This window comes from Iodobacter fluviatilis (assembly GCF_004194535.1).
Lineage (GTDB): Bacteria > Pseudomonadota > Gammaproteobacteria > Burkholderiales > Chitinibacteraceae > Iodobacter > Iodobacter fluviatilis_A.
In genome coordinates this window covers 1,449,670-1,463,509 of the sequence record NZ_CP025781.1, presented here as the reverse complement: position 1 = coordinate 1,463,509, position 13,840 = coordinate 1,449,670, and the positions used below count along the sequence as shown (strand labels likewise).

At 46.1% G+C, this 13,840-nt stretch carries 16 protein-coding genes; 11 read left to right on the top strand and 5 right to left on the bottom strand.

From position 1 onward, the window contains the following. Positions 1 to 97 precede the first annotated feature (97 nt). Positions 98 to 1,360 (bottom strand): HlyC/CorC family transporter, encoded by a 1,263-nt coding sequence (locus tag C1H71_RS06435; RefSeq protein WP_130105821.1) that lies wholly within the window; start codon positions 1,358 to 1,360, stop codon positions 98 to 100. A 38-nt stretch (positions 1,361 to 1,398) separates the two neighbouring features. Then, complete coding sequence (locus tag C1H71_RS06430; protein ID WP_130105820.1) at positions 1,399 to 2,241, bottom strand: cytochrome C assembly family protein; 843 nt, start codon at positions 2,239 to 2,241, stop codon at positions 1,399 to 1,401. A 59-nt stretch (positions 2,242 to 2,300) separates the two neighbouring features. Here C1H71_RS06430 and ffh point away from each other — a divergent pair, with 59 nt between their 5' ends. From ffh to C1H71_RS06390, 8 genes are all read left to right on the top strand, one after another. Beyond that, entirely contained in the window at positions 2,301 to 3,653 is a 1,353-nt protein-coding gene (gene ffh, locus C1H71_RS06425; protein WP_130105819.1) for a signal recognition particle protein, read from the top strand. A 229-nt stretch (positions 3,654 to 3,882) separates the two neighbouring features. Next, the gene (rpsP, locus tag C1H71_RS06420; RefSeq protein ID WP_130105818.1) at positions 3,883 to 4,140 is read left to right on the top strand and encodes a 30S ribosomal protein S16; all 258 of its coding nucleotides are present in this window, start codon (positions 3,883 to 3,885) and stop codon (positions 4,138 to 4,140) included. Positions 4,141 to 4,148: 8 nt separating this feature from the next. Next, on the top strand, positions 4,149 to 4,682 hold the full coding sequence (gene rimM, locus C1H71_RS06415) for a ribosome maturation factor RimM (RefSeq protein ID WP_262488407.1): 534 nt from the start codon (positions 4,149 to 4,151) through the stop codon (positions 4,680 to 4,682). Beyond that, complete coding sequence (gene trmD, locus C1H71_RS06410) at positions 4,672 to 5,463, top strand: tRNA (guanosine(37)-N1)-methyltransferase TrmD (protein WP_262488406.1); 792 nt, start codon at positions 4,672 to 4,674, stop codon at positions 5,461 to 5,463. The genes rimM and trmD overlap by 11 nt, the downstream gene beginning before the upstream one ends. A gap of 41 nt (positions 5,464 to 5,504) precedes the next feature. After that, positions 5,505 to 5,888, top strand: a complete 384-nt coding sequence (gene rplS, locus C1H71_RS06405; protein WP_130105816.1) for a 50S ribosomal protein L19 — start codon at positions 5,505 to 5,507, stop codon at positions 5,886 to 5,888. Positions 5,889 to 5,967: 79 nt separating this feature from the next. Further along, on the top strand, positions 5,968 to 6,456 hold the full coding sequence (locus C1H71_RS21345; protein ID WP_130105815.1) for a methylated-DNA--[protein]-cysteine S-methyltransferase: 489 nt from the start codon (positions 5,968 to 5,970) through the stop codon (positions 6,454 to 6,456). Then, entirely contained in the window at positions 6,434 to 7,357 is a 924-nt protein-coding gene (gene xerD / locus C1H71_RS06395; protein WP_130105814.1) for a site-specific tyrosine recombinase XerD, read from the top strand. Before C1H71_RS21345 ends, xerD begins: the two co-directional genes overlap by 23 nt. A gap of 63 nt (positions 7,358 to 7,420) precedes the next feature. Continuing rightward, a complete protein-coding gene (locus C1H71_RS06390) occupies positions 7,421 to 8,245 on the top strand; it encodes a mechanosensitive ion channel family protein (RefSeq protein ID WP_130105813.1) in 825 nt (274 codons plus the stop codon). 84 nt (positions 8,246 to 8,329) lie between these two features. Here the strand turns inward: C1H71_RS06390 and clpA are convergent, their stop codons facing one another. Then, positions 8,330 to 10,594 (bottom strand): ATP-dependent Clp protease ATP-binding subunit ClpA, encoded by a 2,265-nt coding sequence (clpA, locus tag C1H71_RS06385; protein WP_130105812.1) that lies wholly within the window; start codon positions 10,592 to 10,594, stop codon positions 8,330 to 8,332. Then, positions 10,591 to 10,902, bottom strand: a complete 312-nt coding sequence (gene clpS, locus C1H71_RS06380) for an ATP-dependent Clp protease adapter ClpS (RefSeq protein WP_130105811.1) — start codon at positions 10,900 to 10,902, stop codon at positions 10,591 to 10,593. Before clpS ends, clpA begins: the two co-directional genes overlap by 4 nt. Before the next feature lie 311 nt (positions 10,903 to 11,213). Here clpS and C1H71_RS06375 point away from each other — a divergent pair, with 311 nt between their 5' ends. Both C1H71_RS06375 and C1H71_RS06370 read left to right on the top strand, forming a co-directional pair. Then, positions 11,214 to 11,417 (top strand): cold-shock protein, encoded by a 204-nt coding sequence (locus C1H71_RS06375; RefSeq protein WP_046351601.1) that lies wholly within the window; start codon positions 11,214 to 11,216, stop codon positions 11,415 to 11,417. Positions 11,418 to 11,529: 112 nt separating this feature from the next. After that, positions 11,530 to 11,733, top strand: coding sequence for a cold-shock protein (locus C1H71_RS06370; RefSeq protein WP_046351602.1), 204 nt, complete (start codon positions 11,530 to 11,532; stop codon positions 11,731 to 11,733). Between the two features lie 121 nt (positions 11,734 to 11,854). Here C1H71_RS06370 and icd read toward each other — a convergent pair whose 3' ends face one another. Next, positions 11,855 to 13,078: an NADP-dependent isocitrate dehydrogenase gene (gene icd, locus C1H71_RS06365; RefSeq protein WP_130105810.1), complete on the bottom strand. Its 1,224-nt coding sequence runs from the start codon at positions 13,076 to 13,078 to the stop codon at positions 11,855 to 11,857. Positions 13,079 to 13,203: 125 nt separating this feature from the next. On the opposite strand from icd, the gene C1H71_RS06360 reads away from it, so the two are divergent. Beyond that, entirely contained in the window at positions 13,204 to 13,827 is a 624-nt protein-coding gene (locus tag C1H71_RS06360) for a pseudouridine synthase (RefSeq protein WP_130105809.1), read from the top strand. Positions 13,828 to 13,840: the final 13 nt, after the last annotated feature.

Here is a 13,840-nt window from a genome sequence, read left to right as displayed (position 1 = left end):
AAAAACAGCTAATGATTATTACATCCTTAGTTTAGCAAATAGCTTTTGAAATTGCGTTGCTATTCGAAGCTAAAGAAAAATATATTTATACTGCATATCAAATATTAGCTGCATAAAGCCGGACTACGCGAATACTGCGGTCCTGCGTTTGAACTATTTCAAGACGTTGGCCGGCCAAAACTAAGCACGTTCCCGCGTCTGGTATATCTTGAAAGTGTTCAAGGATTAGGCCATTTAATGTTTTGGGCCCATCTATAGGAAACGTTAATCGAAGCTTTCTATTTAACTCACGTAGGCTTGAAGCACCATCCAGTAAAATACTACCATCGGGTTGGCGCAACACTTTTGCTCCTTGCGTAGGGGCGTTAGTGGTGAACTCTCCGACGACTTGCTCAAGAATATCTTCAAGAGTAACTAGCCCTTGCATTTCACCATATTCATCAACGACGACGGCTATTCTACGTTTGTTTTCTTGAAAGTTTTGTAATTGCGTAAATAAGGGAGTACTAGATGGAATAAAGTATGGGGGGCGCATCATTTCACGCAAACTGCTTTGGTCTATTTCATCTTCTTTTAATGATAGAACTTTTCGACTATGTAAAATACCAATGATATTGTCAGGATTGCCTGAATAAACAGGGAGGCGCGTATGATGGCATGTGGATATTTGTTTGCGAATCTCATCCGTTGGCGCGTCTAAATCAATGCTTTCCATTTGGTGGCGCGGTGTCATTACATCATCAACTGTAATGCTCGCTAGCTCAAATAGGTTTAACAACATTGTATGGTGTTTTTTTTCCATATGTCGCCCAGATTCTAAAACCAATAAGCGCAGTTCTTCTGGTGACAGTGCTTGTTGATTGTCATGGTTTTTTTTGAGGCGTAATGTGTTAATTAACCCGGTAACAAATAAATTAACTAGCCAAACCGCAGGGTAAAGTACTCTTAATAGCAATAATAAGGGGGCAGAGGCGGTGTAAGCTAAGGGTTCTGGGTACGTTGCTGCAAGTACTTTGGGAGTCGCTTCAGAAAAAATAAGGATAGCAAATGCCACCAATAATGTAGCAATCGCTAAGGCGAAATCATTACCTGAAAATAATCGATCTGCAATAAGGGCTGATAATGTCGCTGAGGCGGTATTGATAACGGTATTGCCAATTAAAATGACGGAAAGAAGTTTATCCGTTTGGCTTAATAATTTTTGGGTACGGACTGCTGCGCGATGGCCTTGGCGCGCTTTGCTGGCTACTTTATAGCGATTAACCGCCATCATGGCGGTTTCTGCTCCAGAAAAAAAAGCGGATGTAAATAAGCAAGCAGCAAGCGCTGTGTAGAGAAATGCTAAGGAGAGCTGTTCCAAAATATTACATGGCCCGTGGTTGAGTGGGAGCGTGTTGATTATATACGGTGCAAGAGCGCCTCAAAAACAAAACGACTACCTATATACCCTAGGAAGAGTAGTGCAAAGCCAGCAAGAGTCCAGTTGGCAGCGAAGCGTCCACGCCACCCATATTTAAATCTTCCCCAAAGTAGTGTGCCGAATACGAGCCAAGCTGCGATGGATAAAATAATTTTATGTGAAAAAACAAGTCCATGTCCCCAAGCAAGTTCGGAAAAAAATATTCCTGAAAGAAGAGCAAAGGTCAGTAAAATAAAGCCCATGCGTACGCAGGCAAACATGAGCTTTTCTAATGTCATTAATGGTGGAAGTGTGCGTATTAACGACCCTGCTTTGGCTTGATGCAGTGTTTGATCTGCAAAACGCATTAGAATGGCAACTCCAGCGGCATTAAGCAGCATGCCGTGGGCGAACATGGCTAATAAAAAGTGACCACGTGATAATGGACTTAATGGATAAGTAATCGGATGCCCGGTGGGCAATAGTAGTGATAGCAGTAAAAATATCGCTGCTATGCCTAACATAGGGGGTTGTAAGCCATCCATTTTCCAGAAAAGTTGCCCACATACATAGATGCACAAGGTGGAAAACGCGCTAAGCGATAATGCTTCTGCCGCACCAAAGTGCAAGGTGCTTGCCCAAAGTAGGGAGGGGAAGAGGGCGGAGGCGTGTAGCAACAAGCCACTGATTAACAGTAGTTGCTCTAGAGTTGGCGTAAGCAGGCTTTTGGAGTGAGAGGAAGCCAGCCGGCTGCGGCAAAAATGCCAGCCAAGCAACAAATAAATGGTTAAGGCCGGCAGCGCTAAATAAGTCGCTGGGCTAACTTCAGGTAAAATGCTCATTATATAAGTCTATCAGAGCGAGGTCCCTCTTGGGGCAGTCGCCAAGCAAAGGATCAAGCATGTTCGAAAATCTTTCCAGTCGTCTATCTGGCGTCGTTAAAAATTTACGTGGCCAGTCTCGCCTTACAGAAGACAATATTCAAGACGCAATGCGTGAAGTGCGCATGGCCTTGCTTGAGGCTGACGTGGCTTTGCCTGTTGTTAAGCAATTTATTAACGACGTAAAAGTTCGCGCTCAGGGCCAAGAAGTTATTGGTAGTCTTACCCCTGGTCAAGCGGTAATTGGTGTTGTTTATGAGGAACTGACCAAGCTAATGGGCGCACAAAATGATGCGTTGAACTTAGCCGCCGTACCACCTGCCGTCATTTTAATGGCGGGTTTACAGGGGGCGGGTAAGACAACTACATCGGGTAAGCTTGCAAAATTACTTAAAGAAACACAAAAAAAGAAAGTTTTGTTGGTATCGACCGACGTTTATCGCCCCGCAGCGATTGAGCAACTGAAAACGCTGGCTGGGCAATTAGAGGTTGAGTGGTTTCCTTCTGATGTTGCGCAAAAGCCAGTGGATATCGCGCTTGCTGCACATGATTATGCGAAAAAACATTTTCATGATGTGTTGATTGTCGATACGGCCGGTCGTTTGGCGATCGATGAAGCCTTAATGGCCGAAATTAAGGCTCTGCATGCGGCCGTTAATCCGGTTGAAACTCTGTTTGTGGTGGATGCCATGCAGGGGCAGGACGCGGTTAATACTGCCAAAGCATTTAATGAAGCACTGCCTTTGACTGGCGTTGTGTTGACTAAAATGGATGGTGATTCGCGAGGTGGTGCGGCATTATCTGTCAGAAATATTACGGGAAAACCGATTAAATTTTTGGGTACGGGTGAAAAGCTCTCCGGCCTAGAGCCATTCCATCCAGACCGTATGGCTGGCCGTATTTTAGGAATGGGCGATGTACTGTCCTTGATTGAAGACGTGCAAAATAGCGTTGATCAAGAAGAAGCACTTAAAATGATGAAAAAAGTTAAATCCGGTAAAGGGTTTGACTTGGAAGATTTTAAAATACAAATCCAGCAAATGAAAAAAATGGGCGGTATGAGTGCCTTGATGGATAAACTGCCAGGCCAAGTGAGCCAGATGGCTAACAGCCAAGTGACTGACAAATCGGTGGCTCGGATTGAGGGCATTATTAATTCGATGACCCCAGAGGAGCGTCGCAAACCAGAGTTACTCAAAGCCAGCCGCAAACGCCGCATTGCAGCTGGGGCTGGAGTTCAAGTTCAAGAAGTGAATCGCTTGCTTAAGCAGTTTGAAGAAACGCAAAAAATGATGAAACAGTTCTCCAAAGGCGGTATGGCGAAGCTGATGCGTGGAATGAGTGGCATGAAGGGAATGTTGCCAGGTTTGTAAAACGATATTGCCCCAGACCCCGATCGTTGCTTGTTTGTAGAGGGGGGTATGCATCCCTTTGATGCACCTTATTTATTAAAATTCGCTCCTGACCGGCTGCCGAATATCACGTTAAGCTTTACAACGTGATTGTTTTTACTGTACTTTTGCCGGTTATTCTTGCGGGGTTTGAGTTTTTGTTTCATAATCGAACCCCTTTAAATTAATCTCCATTATTGGGTTTAATGCCATGGTTGTTATTCGTCTTTCCCGCGGCGGTGCTAAAAACCGTCCGTTTTACAACGTTGTTGTAACCGACTCCCGTAATCGTCGTGACGGTCGCTTTGTTGAGCGTCTTGGCTTTTACAACCCACTCGCTAAAGATGGCGAAGAAGGCGTGCGTCTAGCTATGGACCGCGTAAGTTACTGGGTAGGCGTTGGTGCGCAAGCTTCTGACTCCGTTGCCAAGTTGCTGAAGAGCTACAAACCAGCTGCTGTTGCTGCTTGATTCAAGCCGTGACTACGCAAAAGCGTGCTTCATTATCAGTGCCAGATGATCTTTTGATCATGGGTTACGTGAGTGGGGCTTTTGGTATTCATGGCTGGATCAATCTGGTAGGTGATACTGAAGATGCCGATAGTCTTTTTGACTACGACACTTGGTGGATCGGTCAGGAGGGTCAATGGCAAGCTTATACGCTTGTTCAAGGCCAAGTTCATACCAAGAAACTTGCAGCTCAACTTGAAGGTGTAAATGATCGCGATGCGGCATTTGCGTTAAAGAGTTGTAAAATTGCAGTTTCACGCAGCCTGCTGCCAGTACCTGCTGCTGATGAATATTACTGGGTCGATTTAATCGGTCTAGATGTCATCAATGAGCAAGGTGAGAAGCTGGGTGTTGTGGATAACTTGTTTGAAACCGGAGCTAACGATGTGATCGTTGTAAAAGATGGCCAGACCGAACGTCTGCTGCCTTTTGTACCTCATGTTGTGCTTAAGGTTGATCTTGCTGCTAAAACAATCTCTGTGGATTGGGGCCTTGATTACTAGGGCTGAGGTAAATCACTTTGATGTGATTACTTTGTTTCCAGAGATGTTTGAGGCGATCACTCGTCATGGAATTACTCGGCGAGCGGTTGAATTAGGTTTGTTTGAACTAATCAGTTGGAATCCACGCGATTTCACTATAGACAAACACCGCACTGTGGACGATCGGCCGTATGGTGGTGGCCCCGGTATGGTGATGTTGCCAGAGCCGCTAGAAAGCGCGCTGGAAGCCGCTAAAAATAGGCAGCGTGAGGCTGGTATTGCTATAACGCATACCGTTTATTTATCTCCCCAAGGGGCGACATTAACGCATGATAAAGTGCTAGAGCTAGCAAAAAAGCCGGGTCTGGTTTTGTTATGTGGTCGTTATGAAGGTGTAGATGAGCGTTTGCTAGATCGCCAGATCGACGAGGAAATCTCGGTAGGTGATTATGTGCTTTCGGGTGGAGAGCTGCCTGCAATGGTATTGATGGATGCCATCATTCGCCAATTGCCTGGTGTGCTTAATACCGCAGCGAGTGCAGAAGAAGATTCATTTGTGGATGGGTTGCTGGATTGCCCGCATTACACCCGTCCCGAAAATTATCTAGGTATGAACGTACCGGAAGTCTTACTTTCAGGAAATCATGCATTGATACGGCGCTGGCGCTTAAAACAGTCTTTGGGTCGAACGCTTTTGCGTAGGCCTGACTTGTTAAAAGAGCGACAGCTATCAAAAGAGGAAGCTCGTCTTCTGGCCGAATTTAAGGCGGATCTGGTGATAAGCCAAGATCAGGTGGTTTGACCACCTTTGAAGGAACAAGCTTCACATTGGAGTAATACCCCATGGATTTGATTCAAATACTTGAGCAAGAAGAAATCGCTCGCTTAGCTAAGACTATTCCTGAGTTCGCCCCTGGCGATACCGTGATCGTTCAGGTCAAGGTTAAGGAAGGTACACGTGAGCGTCTGCAGGCTTATGAAGGTGTTGTGATTGCTAAGCGTAATCGCGGCCTGAATAGCTCCTTTATCGTGCGTAAAATTTCTGCCGGTATGGGTGTTGAGCGTACATTCCAAACTTACTCACCACTGGTAGCTGGTATTGAAGTGAAGCGTCGCGGCGATGTACGTCGTGCTAAGCTTTACTACCTCCGTGATCGTTCAGGTAAATCTGCACGTATTAAGGAAAAATTGCCAGCACGTAAGATTGTTGCTAAAGCTGCGGCTTAATTTTTTAAGCAAACAGTATTTAAACGCGGGCCGAGTGCCCGCGTTTTCGTTTCCATAACAAAGATCGTTTGAGGTTGTTATGCGTATCGAAAGCATGGCTTATCATGCGGTTATTGCGAGCCCCGTCGGGCCTCTGGGGCTAGCCGAGCATGATGCACAGTTGATTTTGCTTGAATTTCTTCCTCCTTCTGCCCCTTTATTGGCGACAACAAGTCCCTTGCTTGTAGAGGCGGCACGTCAGTTAGCTTGTTACTTTCAAAATCCTTTGTTTGTCTTGGATCTGCCTTTTATGTTGTCGGTTAGTGCGCATCAACATAAGGTTTTGGCTGAGATTGCGACGATCCCTGTAGGAAATGTGCAAACCTATGGCGAAATTTCCAAGCGTATCCAGTCCAGTCCTCGATCGGTAGGAGGTGCTTGTGGTCGAAATCCTTTGCCTTTGTTTATTCCTTGTCATCGCGTTGTGGCGGCCAAGGGCTTGGGTGGTTTTAATGCTGGGCGAAATGGCGTGGATTGGTTGCCTATAAAGCGCTGGTTGCTAAATCATGAGCAAGCGCGGCATGGATGAACAATTACTTTTAATTGATGAATTTTTAGATGCTGTTTGGCTGAGTGATCAGCTTTCTAAAAATACCATTGATAGTTATCGGCGTGATTTGCTGATTTGGGCTCAGTGGCTGTTGGCGGAGCGGCAGTGTGATCTGCTGAATGCTGATCGGGAGTGTGTGCAAGCTTTTTTAGCTAGGCAGGCCCGCGATATGAAGGCGGCCACTTTGGCACGGCGTATGGCTAGCTTGCGCAAATTTTATCGACACTGGATTTTATCAGGGCAGGCAAGTTTTGATCCTACCGCTGAGCTGACCGCGCCTAAACGGATTCGCCCCTTACCTAAGGCCTTGGATGAGGATCGCATCAAGGCGCTTTTATTGGCTCCAGAGCTTGATCAGGCAAGTGGCTTAAGAGATCGGGCTATGCTGGAGCTGATGTACGCTACCGGTTTACGTGTGACTGAGTTAGTTACTCTGCCATTAGGGCAAATAAAATTACGTGAACGTTATGTGCAAATCTTGGCGGGTAAGGGCGGGAAGCAGCGTTTAGTACCGATGGGGGAGGTGGCTGCTGATTGGGTTGAACAATATTTGGCCCATTCTCGACCTTTGTTGGTTGGAGTGCATCAGGTGGCTGAGGCCTTTGTTAACCAGCGTGGGCATCCGCTTACTCGGCAAGGGTTTTGGTACATCATTAAGCAGTATGCTGCAGCGGCGGGTATTGATGCGAGTCATTTAAGCCCACACGTTTTAAGGCATGCATTTGCCACGCATTTGTTAAATCATGGCGCTGATTTGCGGGTGGTGCAAATGTTGCTAGGGCACGCTGATATCACAACTACGCAAATTTATACTCATGTTGCATCGGCTCGTTTGAAATCTTTGCATAAAGAACATCATCCGCGTGGTTCTCGTTCATAAGAATAATCTCTGTATGCTAATCTCATAGTCAATCCGCCGTTTGGCGGCTAGCGGAGATATAGAATGGATACAACTTGGGCGCAGAAGTATCAAGAACTTGCTATGGGTTATGTAACAGAGTTCGGGGTGAAAATCTTTGCCGCGATTGCTTTTTGGGTGATTGGTCGCTGGCTGATCGGTTTTGCCGTTCGTTTGGTGCAAAACTCTTTAAGTAAGCAAAGGGTTGATCCTACTGTATTGCGATATGTGGGCTCAGTCATTACGGTTACTTTGAATATCTTGCTCGTGATTGGTATATTGGGCTACTGTGGTATTCAAACGACAACATTCGCAGCGCTAATTGCCGCTGGTGGTATTGCAATTGGTATGGCGTGGTCCGGCTTATTGGCTAACTTTGCCGCAGGTGCTTTTATTATTGTATTACGGCCGTTTAAGGTGGGTGATTTTGTGGCGGTGGGAGGGATTGTAGGGACAGTAAGCGAAATTGGTTTGTTTTCTACTATGATTAATACGCCAGATAATGTGATGACTTTGGTTGGAAACAATAAGATTTTTTCTGACAATATTCAGAATTTCACTTTGAATCCATTTCGCAGAGTTGATTTAAAGGCTCAATTGGCTGGGAGTGCTGATCATGTTGCAGCAATGCAGGTGTTGCGTGATAAGATTACCGCCATCCCTAATGTATTGGCTGAGCCTAAGGTCGATGTAGAAATTCTTGAATTTAATTTGGTTGGGCCTGTCTTGGTAGTGCGCCCATATTGCCATAATGATCATTATTGGCAAGTCTATTTTGATACTAATCGCATGATTAAAGAAAGCTTGGCTGCTGCTGGATTTCCAGTACCAATGCCTGCTCAAACTGTTGTGGTACAGCAACAGGTGTAATTATTTGGCTTGGTTATGTAGGAATGAGGTTCATAAAAAGCCCCCCATCCAAAGCTGGATGGGGGGCTTTTTATGTCATAGATCTTAAGCTGGGATGGCTTCTTTATTGGAGATATCTAGGCTAACTTTTCCATTATCATCAATATCGATAGTCACTTCGCCGCCATGTATTAATCGACCAAATAGCAGCTCATCGGCAAGCGCTTTCCTAATGGTATCTTGAATCAGCCTTGCCATTGGCCTAGCCCCCATCATTGGGTCAAAGCCTTCGGCGGCAAGGTGCGTTTTCAACGCGGGAGTAAAGTGTGCTTCTACTTTCTTTTCCTGCAGCTGAACTTCAAGTTGAATGAGGAATTTATCTACAACTTGCATAATGATTTCGTGCGAAAGCGGTGCAAATGGAATAATCGCATCCAAGCGGTTGCGGAATTCTGGCGTAAACATGCGCTTAATTTCTTGCATCTCATCGCCCGTTTGCTTGCTCGTTGTAAAACCAATTACTGATTTTGTGAGTGTTTCCGCGCCGGTATTAGTGGTCATAACAATAACGACATTTCTAAAGTCAGCCTTGCGTCCATTGTTATCGGTTAACGTGCCATGATCCATCACTTGTAACAACACGTTAAAGATATCTGGGTGCGCTTTTTCGATTTCATCTAGCAGTAATACGGCATATGGGTGTTTGGTAATCGCCTCGGTGAGTAGGCCGCCCTGCTCAAAACCAACATAGCCCGGAGGCGCGCCAATTAAACGGCTAACCGCGTGGCGCTCCATATATTCGGACATATCAAAGCGTAGTAGTTCAATACCCATCGTGTAAGCCAATTGGCGGGCCACCTCGGTTTTTCCTACGCCAGTTGGGCCGCTAAATAAGAAAGCACCAATGGGTTTTTGTGGGTTTCCTAGACCTGCTCTTGCCATTTTTATCGAAGTTGCTACCGATTCAATGGCTTTCTCTTGGCCAAATACGACGTGCTTAAGATCACTTTCCAGTGTTTTAAGGGTGTTGCGATCGTTGGTTGAGACACTCTTTGGAGGAATACGTGCAATTTTAGCCACGATTTCTTCGATTTCGTGTTTGTTAATGGTTTTCTTTTGCTTGGATTTAGGCAAAATCTTTTGTGCCGCACCCGCCTCGTCAATGACATCAATTGCTTTATCGGGTAAGTGACGGTCATTGATGTATTTGGCAGAAAGCTCTGCAGCCGTTGTGAGTGCGGCCAAGGTGTATTTTACGCCGTGGTGTTGCTCAAATTTATCTTTCAAGCCTTTTAAAATCTCAATTGTTTGTTCGACGGTTGGCTCGGGGACATCAATTTTTTGGAAGCGACGTGATAAAGCGTTGTCTTTTTCAAAAATACCACGGTATTCGGTATAAGTCGTTGCACCAATGCATTTTAATGTGCCATTAGATAGGGCCGGCTTTAATAAATTAGAGGCGTCTAAGGTGCCGCCAGAAGCTGCACCGGCACCGACCAGTGTATGAATTTCATCAATGAACAGCACCGCATTTCGTTCTTCTTGTAGTTGTTTGATTACGGCTTTAAGGCGTTGCTCAAAGTCGCCACGATATTTAGTTCCCGCAAGGAGTGCACCCATATCAAGGCCGTAAACTGTTGCATCTTTAAGGATGTCAGGCACGTTTCCTTCAACAATACGGCGCGCTAATCCTTCGGCAATGGCTGTTTTGCCCACGCCAGCCTCTCCTACGAGCAGAGGGTTGTTTTTGCGACGACGGCATAGTGTCTGAATGACGCGCTCCAACTCATGCTCACGCCCAATAAGCGGGTCAATTCGGCCTGCAATCGCTTGCTGATTTAGGTTTTCAGTGAAGCTGCTGAGAGCTCCCCCTGTGGTTGTTTCTTCTTCGTGTTCTTCGTTTTGTTCTGTACGTGGAATGGGCTGCTGTGCGCTGGCCGATTTTGCGATGCCATGAGCAATAAAATTGACAACGTCCAAGCGTGTAATCGCTTGTTGATGAAGATAATAAACCGCGTGGCTGTCTTTTTCTCCAAAGATGGCAACAAGTACATTGGCACCCGTTACTTCTTTCTTTCCTGATGATTGCACGTGCAATATAGCGCGTTGTATGACGCGTTGAAAACCAATGGTAGGCTGGGTTTCAACTTCGCTATCGCCTGAAACGACCGGAGTATGTTCTTTTACAAAGTCGCCAAGTTGGCGACGTAGCTCATCCATGTGCGCGCCGCATGCGCGCAGCACTTCTGCTGCAGATGGGTTGTCTAGCAGCGCAAGTAAAAGATGTTCCACTGTAATGTACTCGTGGCGCTTTTGCCTCGCATCCGTAAAGGCCATGTGGAGGCTGACTTCAAGTTCTTGGGCAATCATTCGTTCACCTCCATTGTGCATTGCAGTGGCTGCTGATGTTGCCTGGAATATTGGCTGACTTCTGCGACCTTAGTGGACGCAATGTCTTTAGGAAAAATCCCACACATCCCGCGCCCTTCTGTGTGAACCTTAAGCATAACCTGCGTTGCTCGTTCACGGTTCATTCCAAAAAATTTTTCTAAAACATTGATGACAAAATCCATCGGTGTAAAGTCATCATTTAACAGCAGTACGCGCCACAAAGCGGGTGGTGGTGAGAGTATCGATTGCTGATTAAGTTCGGCATCGGTTTGATGCTGTGCAGGCATTTTGCTACCAATTTGTGTGGTTTGTAATCATTTTGGTCCTCCCACGCTCTTTTTCAAGCTCTGATCTGCATCAACGTGGGTGGATGGTGTGTTTGCTTGTTTTTGAGTGTGGTTTTTTATTTAATACGCGTCGCCACTTTTAGAATTTTACTTGACCTTCGGTGTAAAAGTCGCGTAAAAAGGTGGCTCGAGTTTGATGTACAAGTTTCTGCAGTACCGGTTTGGCCGTTTTGCTGGTCTTGGACCTCAAACCTCATGGTGCCTCTTAAAGAGGCGGTTCATGTTTTACAAGTTGATAGGAAAGACCCCAAATGGCTCTGGGCACTGTTAAGTGGTTCAATGATTCCAAAGGCTTCGGCTTTGTTACTCCAGACGAAGGCGGCGAAGACATTTTCGCTCACTTCTCCGCGATTAACATGCCAGGCTTCAAAACCTTAAAAGAAGGCCAACGTGTCTCTTTTGAGATCACCAACGGTGCTAAAGGCAAACAAGCCTCTAACATCCAGGCTGCTTAATCGTAGCTAGGTGATGGGTATCCCGCTTAGGCGGGTATTTTCGGACTATCCCTTGGTTGGGGCTCCATACTGGAGTAGTCCATGTTTCACTGTTTAGATAGGAAGTGCCAAAATGGCTCTAGGTACCGTAAAGTGGTTCAATGATTCTAAAGGTTTCGGCTTTGTGACTCCAGACGAAGGCGGCGAAGACATCTTCGCTCACTTCTCAGCGATCAACATGCCAGGCTTTAAAACACTGAAAGAAGGCCAGCGCGTTTCTTTCGATATCACCAATGGTGCTAAAGGCAAACAAGCCTCTAACATCCAAGCTGCTTAATTAGCTGCTGGTGATCAAAACCCCGCTAAGGCGGGGTTTTTTTGCGTCTGTATTTTCTGATTTATATGCTACAGCCAATAAAAACCCCACCGAAGCGGGGGTCTTAGGGCTGAATCAGTGATTACATACGTTCAATGATTGCCTTGCCAAAGCCTGAGCAGCTTACTTCTGTTGGATTGTCCATTAGGCGGGCAAAGTCGTAAGTAACGATCTTATCCGCGATGGTTTTTTCCATGGCAGTAATAATTAAGTCAGCCGCTTCTTTCCAGCCCATGTGACGTAACATCATTTCTGCGGATAGCAGCAATGAGCCAGGATTTACCTTGTCTTGGCCGGAGTACTTTGGCGCCGTGCCGTGTGTAGCTTCAAACATAGCAACGCTATCCGACAAGTTTGCACCAGGAGCAATGCCGATACCGCCAACTTGTGCCGCGAGTGCATCTGAGATGTAGTCGCCATTCAAGTTTAATGTGGCGATAACATCATATTCGGCAGGACGTAACAAGATTTGCTGTAAAAATGCGTCAGCAATGACGTCTTTAATCACGATGCCATTTGGTAGCTCAAGGTATGGGCCGCCATCAATCTCTACACCGCCAAATTCTTTTTTGGCTAATTCATAGCCCCAGGTGCGGAACATGCCTTCGGTGTATTTCATAATGTTTCCCTTGTGAACCAAGGTAACACTCTTGCGATTGTTGTCGATTGCGTATTGGATAGCTCGACGTACAAGGCGCTCAGTACCATCTTTGCTTACTGGTTTGATGCCAATGCTCGATGTTTCTGGGAAGCGAATTTTTTTCACGCCCATTTCATTTTGCAAAAAGTTGATGACTTTTTTCGCGCCTTCAGATTGAGCATCCCACTCGATACCGGCGTAGATGTCTTCGGTGTTTTCACGGAAAATGACCATTTCGATCAATTCTGGATGCTTCACTGGGGATGGAACGCCTTGGAAGTAGCGAACTGGACGCAGGCAAACGTAGAGGTCAAGTTGCTGGCGCAGTGCTACGTTGAGTGAGCGAATACCGCCGCCAACTGGAGTTGCTAGAGGGCCTTTGATCGATACTACGTATTCTTGCAGTGCGGCCAAGGTTTCGTCTGGCAGGTAAGTGCCATCCGGATACAATTTAGATGCTTTTTCACCGCAATAGATTTCCATCCAGTGAATCTTACGGCCACTGCCGTAACATTTCTTTACCGCAGCGTCGACAACGTCGATCATCACGGGGGTGATATCTACGCCAATGCCATCACCTTCGATAAATGGGATAATTGGATTATCTGGAGTCGCAAGGTTTTGGACGATTTTCGCGCCATCCTGCGGAACTTTGATCAGGCTCATCTGTTCATTCCTGTTGTGTCGAGTGGTTTGTCGCGTTTTGTCGGCTGGTATTGTGAATTTCTTGTGGAGCGCCAACGAAAAAACAGCCTATTATCGCTGTTTTGTAGCAATACTGCCAAGTCGCTATGCCAAAGCTTATTCTTTTAAATAAACCTTACGGGGTGATTTGCCAGTTTTCACCTTCGCCGCCGCATGCTTCGCTGGCTGATTTTGTTCCTATTAAGGACGTTTATCCAGCGGGACGTTTAGATACTGATTCTGAAGGCTTGTTGCTTTTAACAGATTCAGGGCCATTGCAGGCTAAAATTGCTGACCCCAAACACAAGCTGGCAAAAACTTATTGGGTGCAGGTAGAGGGTAGCCCGACTGAGTTGGATTTGCTGCCTTTATTGACAGGCGTTAATCTGGGGGATTTTACAACTCTACCGGCTCAAGTCAGAATTATTGAAGAACCTGCGCAATTATGGGTGCGAGTACCGCCGGTACGTTTTCGTGCAAGTGTGCCGACGACGTGGCTTGAAATCATTATCCGCGAGGGCAAAAATCGTCAGGTGCGACGCATGACTGCCAAAGTAGGGTTTCCTACCTTGCGATTGGTACGCTATGCAATTGGTGATTGGACTTTAGATCATTTGCCTTTGGGTGCATGGCGTGAAGAGTTTGTTGTGGCCCCTCGGCAACATCACCCAGCCGAGGTCACGACAAAACCTAAGCAGCGTGGCCGTCGCGGTCCGAATAAAACGCGCTAATAACGAATGAATG

Excerpts from the sequence above, each read along its gene's own strand:
- C1H71_RS06375 (WP_046351601.1), top strand. The coding sequence starts at position 11,214 with ATGGCTCTGGGCACTGTTAAGTGGTTCAATGATTCCAAAGGCTTCGGC.
- C1H71_RS06370 (WP_046351602.1), top strand. The coding sequence starts at position 11,530 with ATGGCTCTAGGTACCGTAAAGTGGTTCAATGATTCTAAAGGTTTCGGC.
- C1H71_RS06430 (WP_130105820.1), bottom strand. The coding sequence starts at position 2,241 with ATGAGCATTTTACCTGAAGTTAGCCCAGCGACTTATTTAGCGCTGCCG.
- C1H71_RS06360 (WP_130105809.1), top strand. The coding sequence starts at position 13,204 with ATGCCAAAGCTTATTCTTTTAAATAAACCTTACGGGGTGATTTGCCAG.
- C1H71_RS21345 (WP_130105815.1), top strand. The coding sequence starts at position 5,968 with ATGCGTATCGAAAGCATGGCTTATCATGCGGTTATTGCGAGCCCCGTC.
- rplS (WP_130105816.1), top strand. The coding sequence starts at position 5,505 with ATGGATTTGATTCAAATACTTGAGCAAGAAGAAATCGCTCGCTTAGCT.
- clpA (WP_130105812.1), bottom strand. The coding sequence starts at position 10,594 with ATGATTGCCCAAGAACTTGAAGTCAGCCTCCACATGGCCTTTACGGAT.
- icd (WP_130105810.1), bottom strand. The coding sequence starts at position 13,078 with ATGAGCCTGATCAAAGTTCCGCAGGATGGCGCGAAAATCGTCCAAAAC.
- C1H71_RS06390 (WP_130105813.1), top strand. The coding sequence starts at position 7,421 with ATGGATACAACTTGGGCGCAGAAGTATCAAGAACTTGCTATGGGTTAT.
- xerD (WP_130105814.1), top strand. The coding sequence starts at position 6,434 with ATGAGCAAGCGCGGCATGGATGAACAATTACTTTTAATTGATGAATTT.
- rpsP (WP_130105818.1), top strand. The coding sequence starts at position 3,883 with ATGGTTGTTATTCGTCTTTCCCGCGGCGGTGCTAAAAACCGTCCGTTT.
- clpS (WP_130105811.1), bottom strand. The coding sequence starts at position 10,902 with ATGCCTGCACAGCATCAAACCGATGCCGAACTTAATCAGCAATCGATA.
- ffh (WP_130105819.1), top strand. The coding sequence starts at position 2,301 with ATGTTCGAAAATCTTTCCAGTCGTCTATCTGGCGTCGTTAAAAATTTA.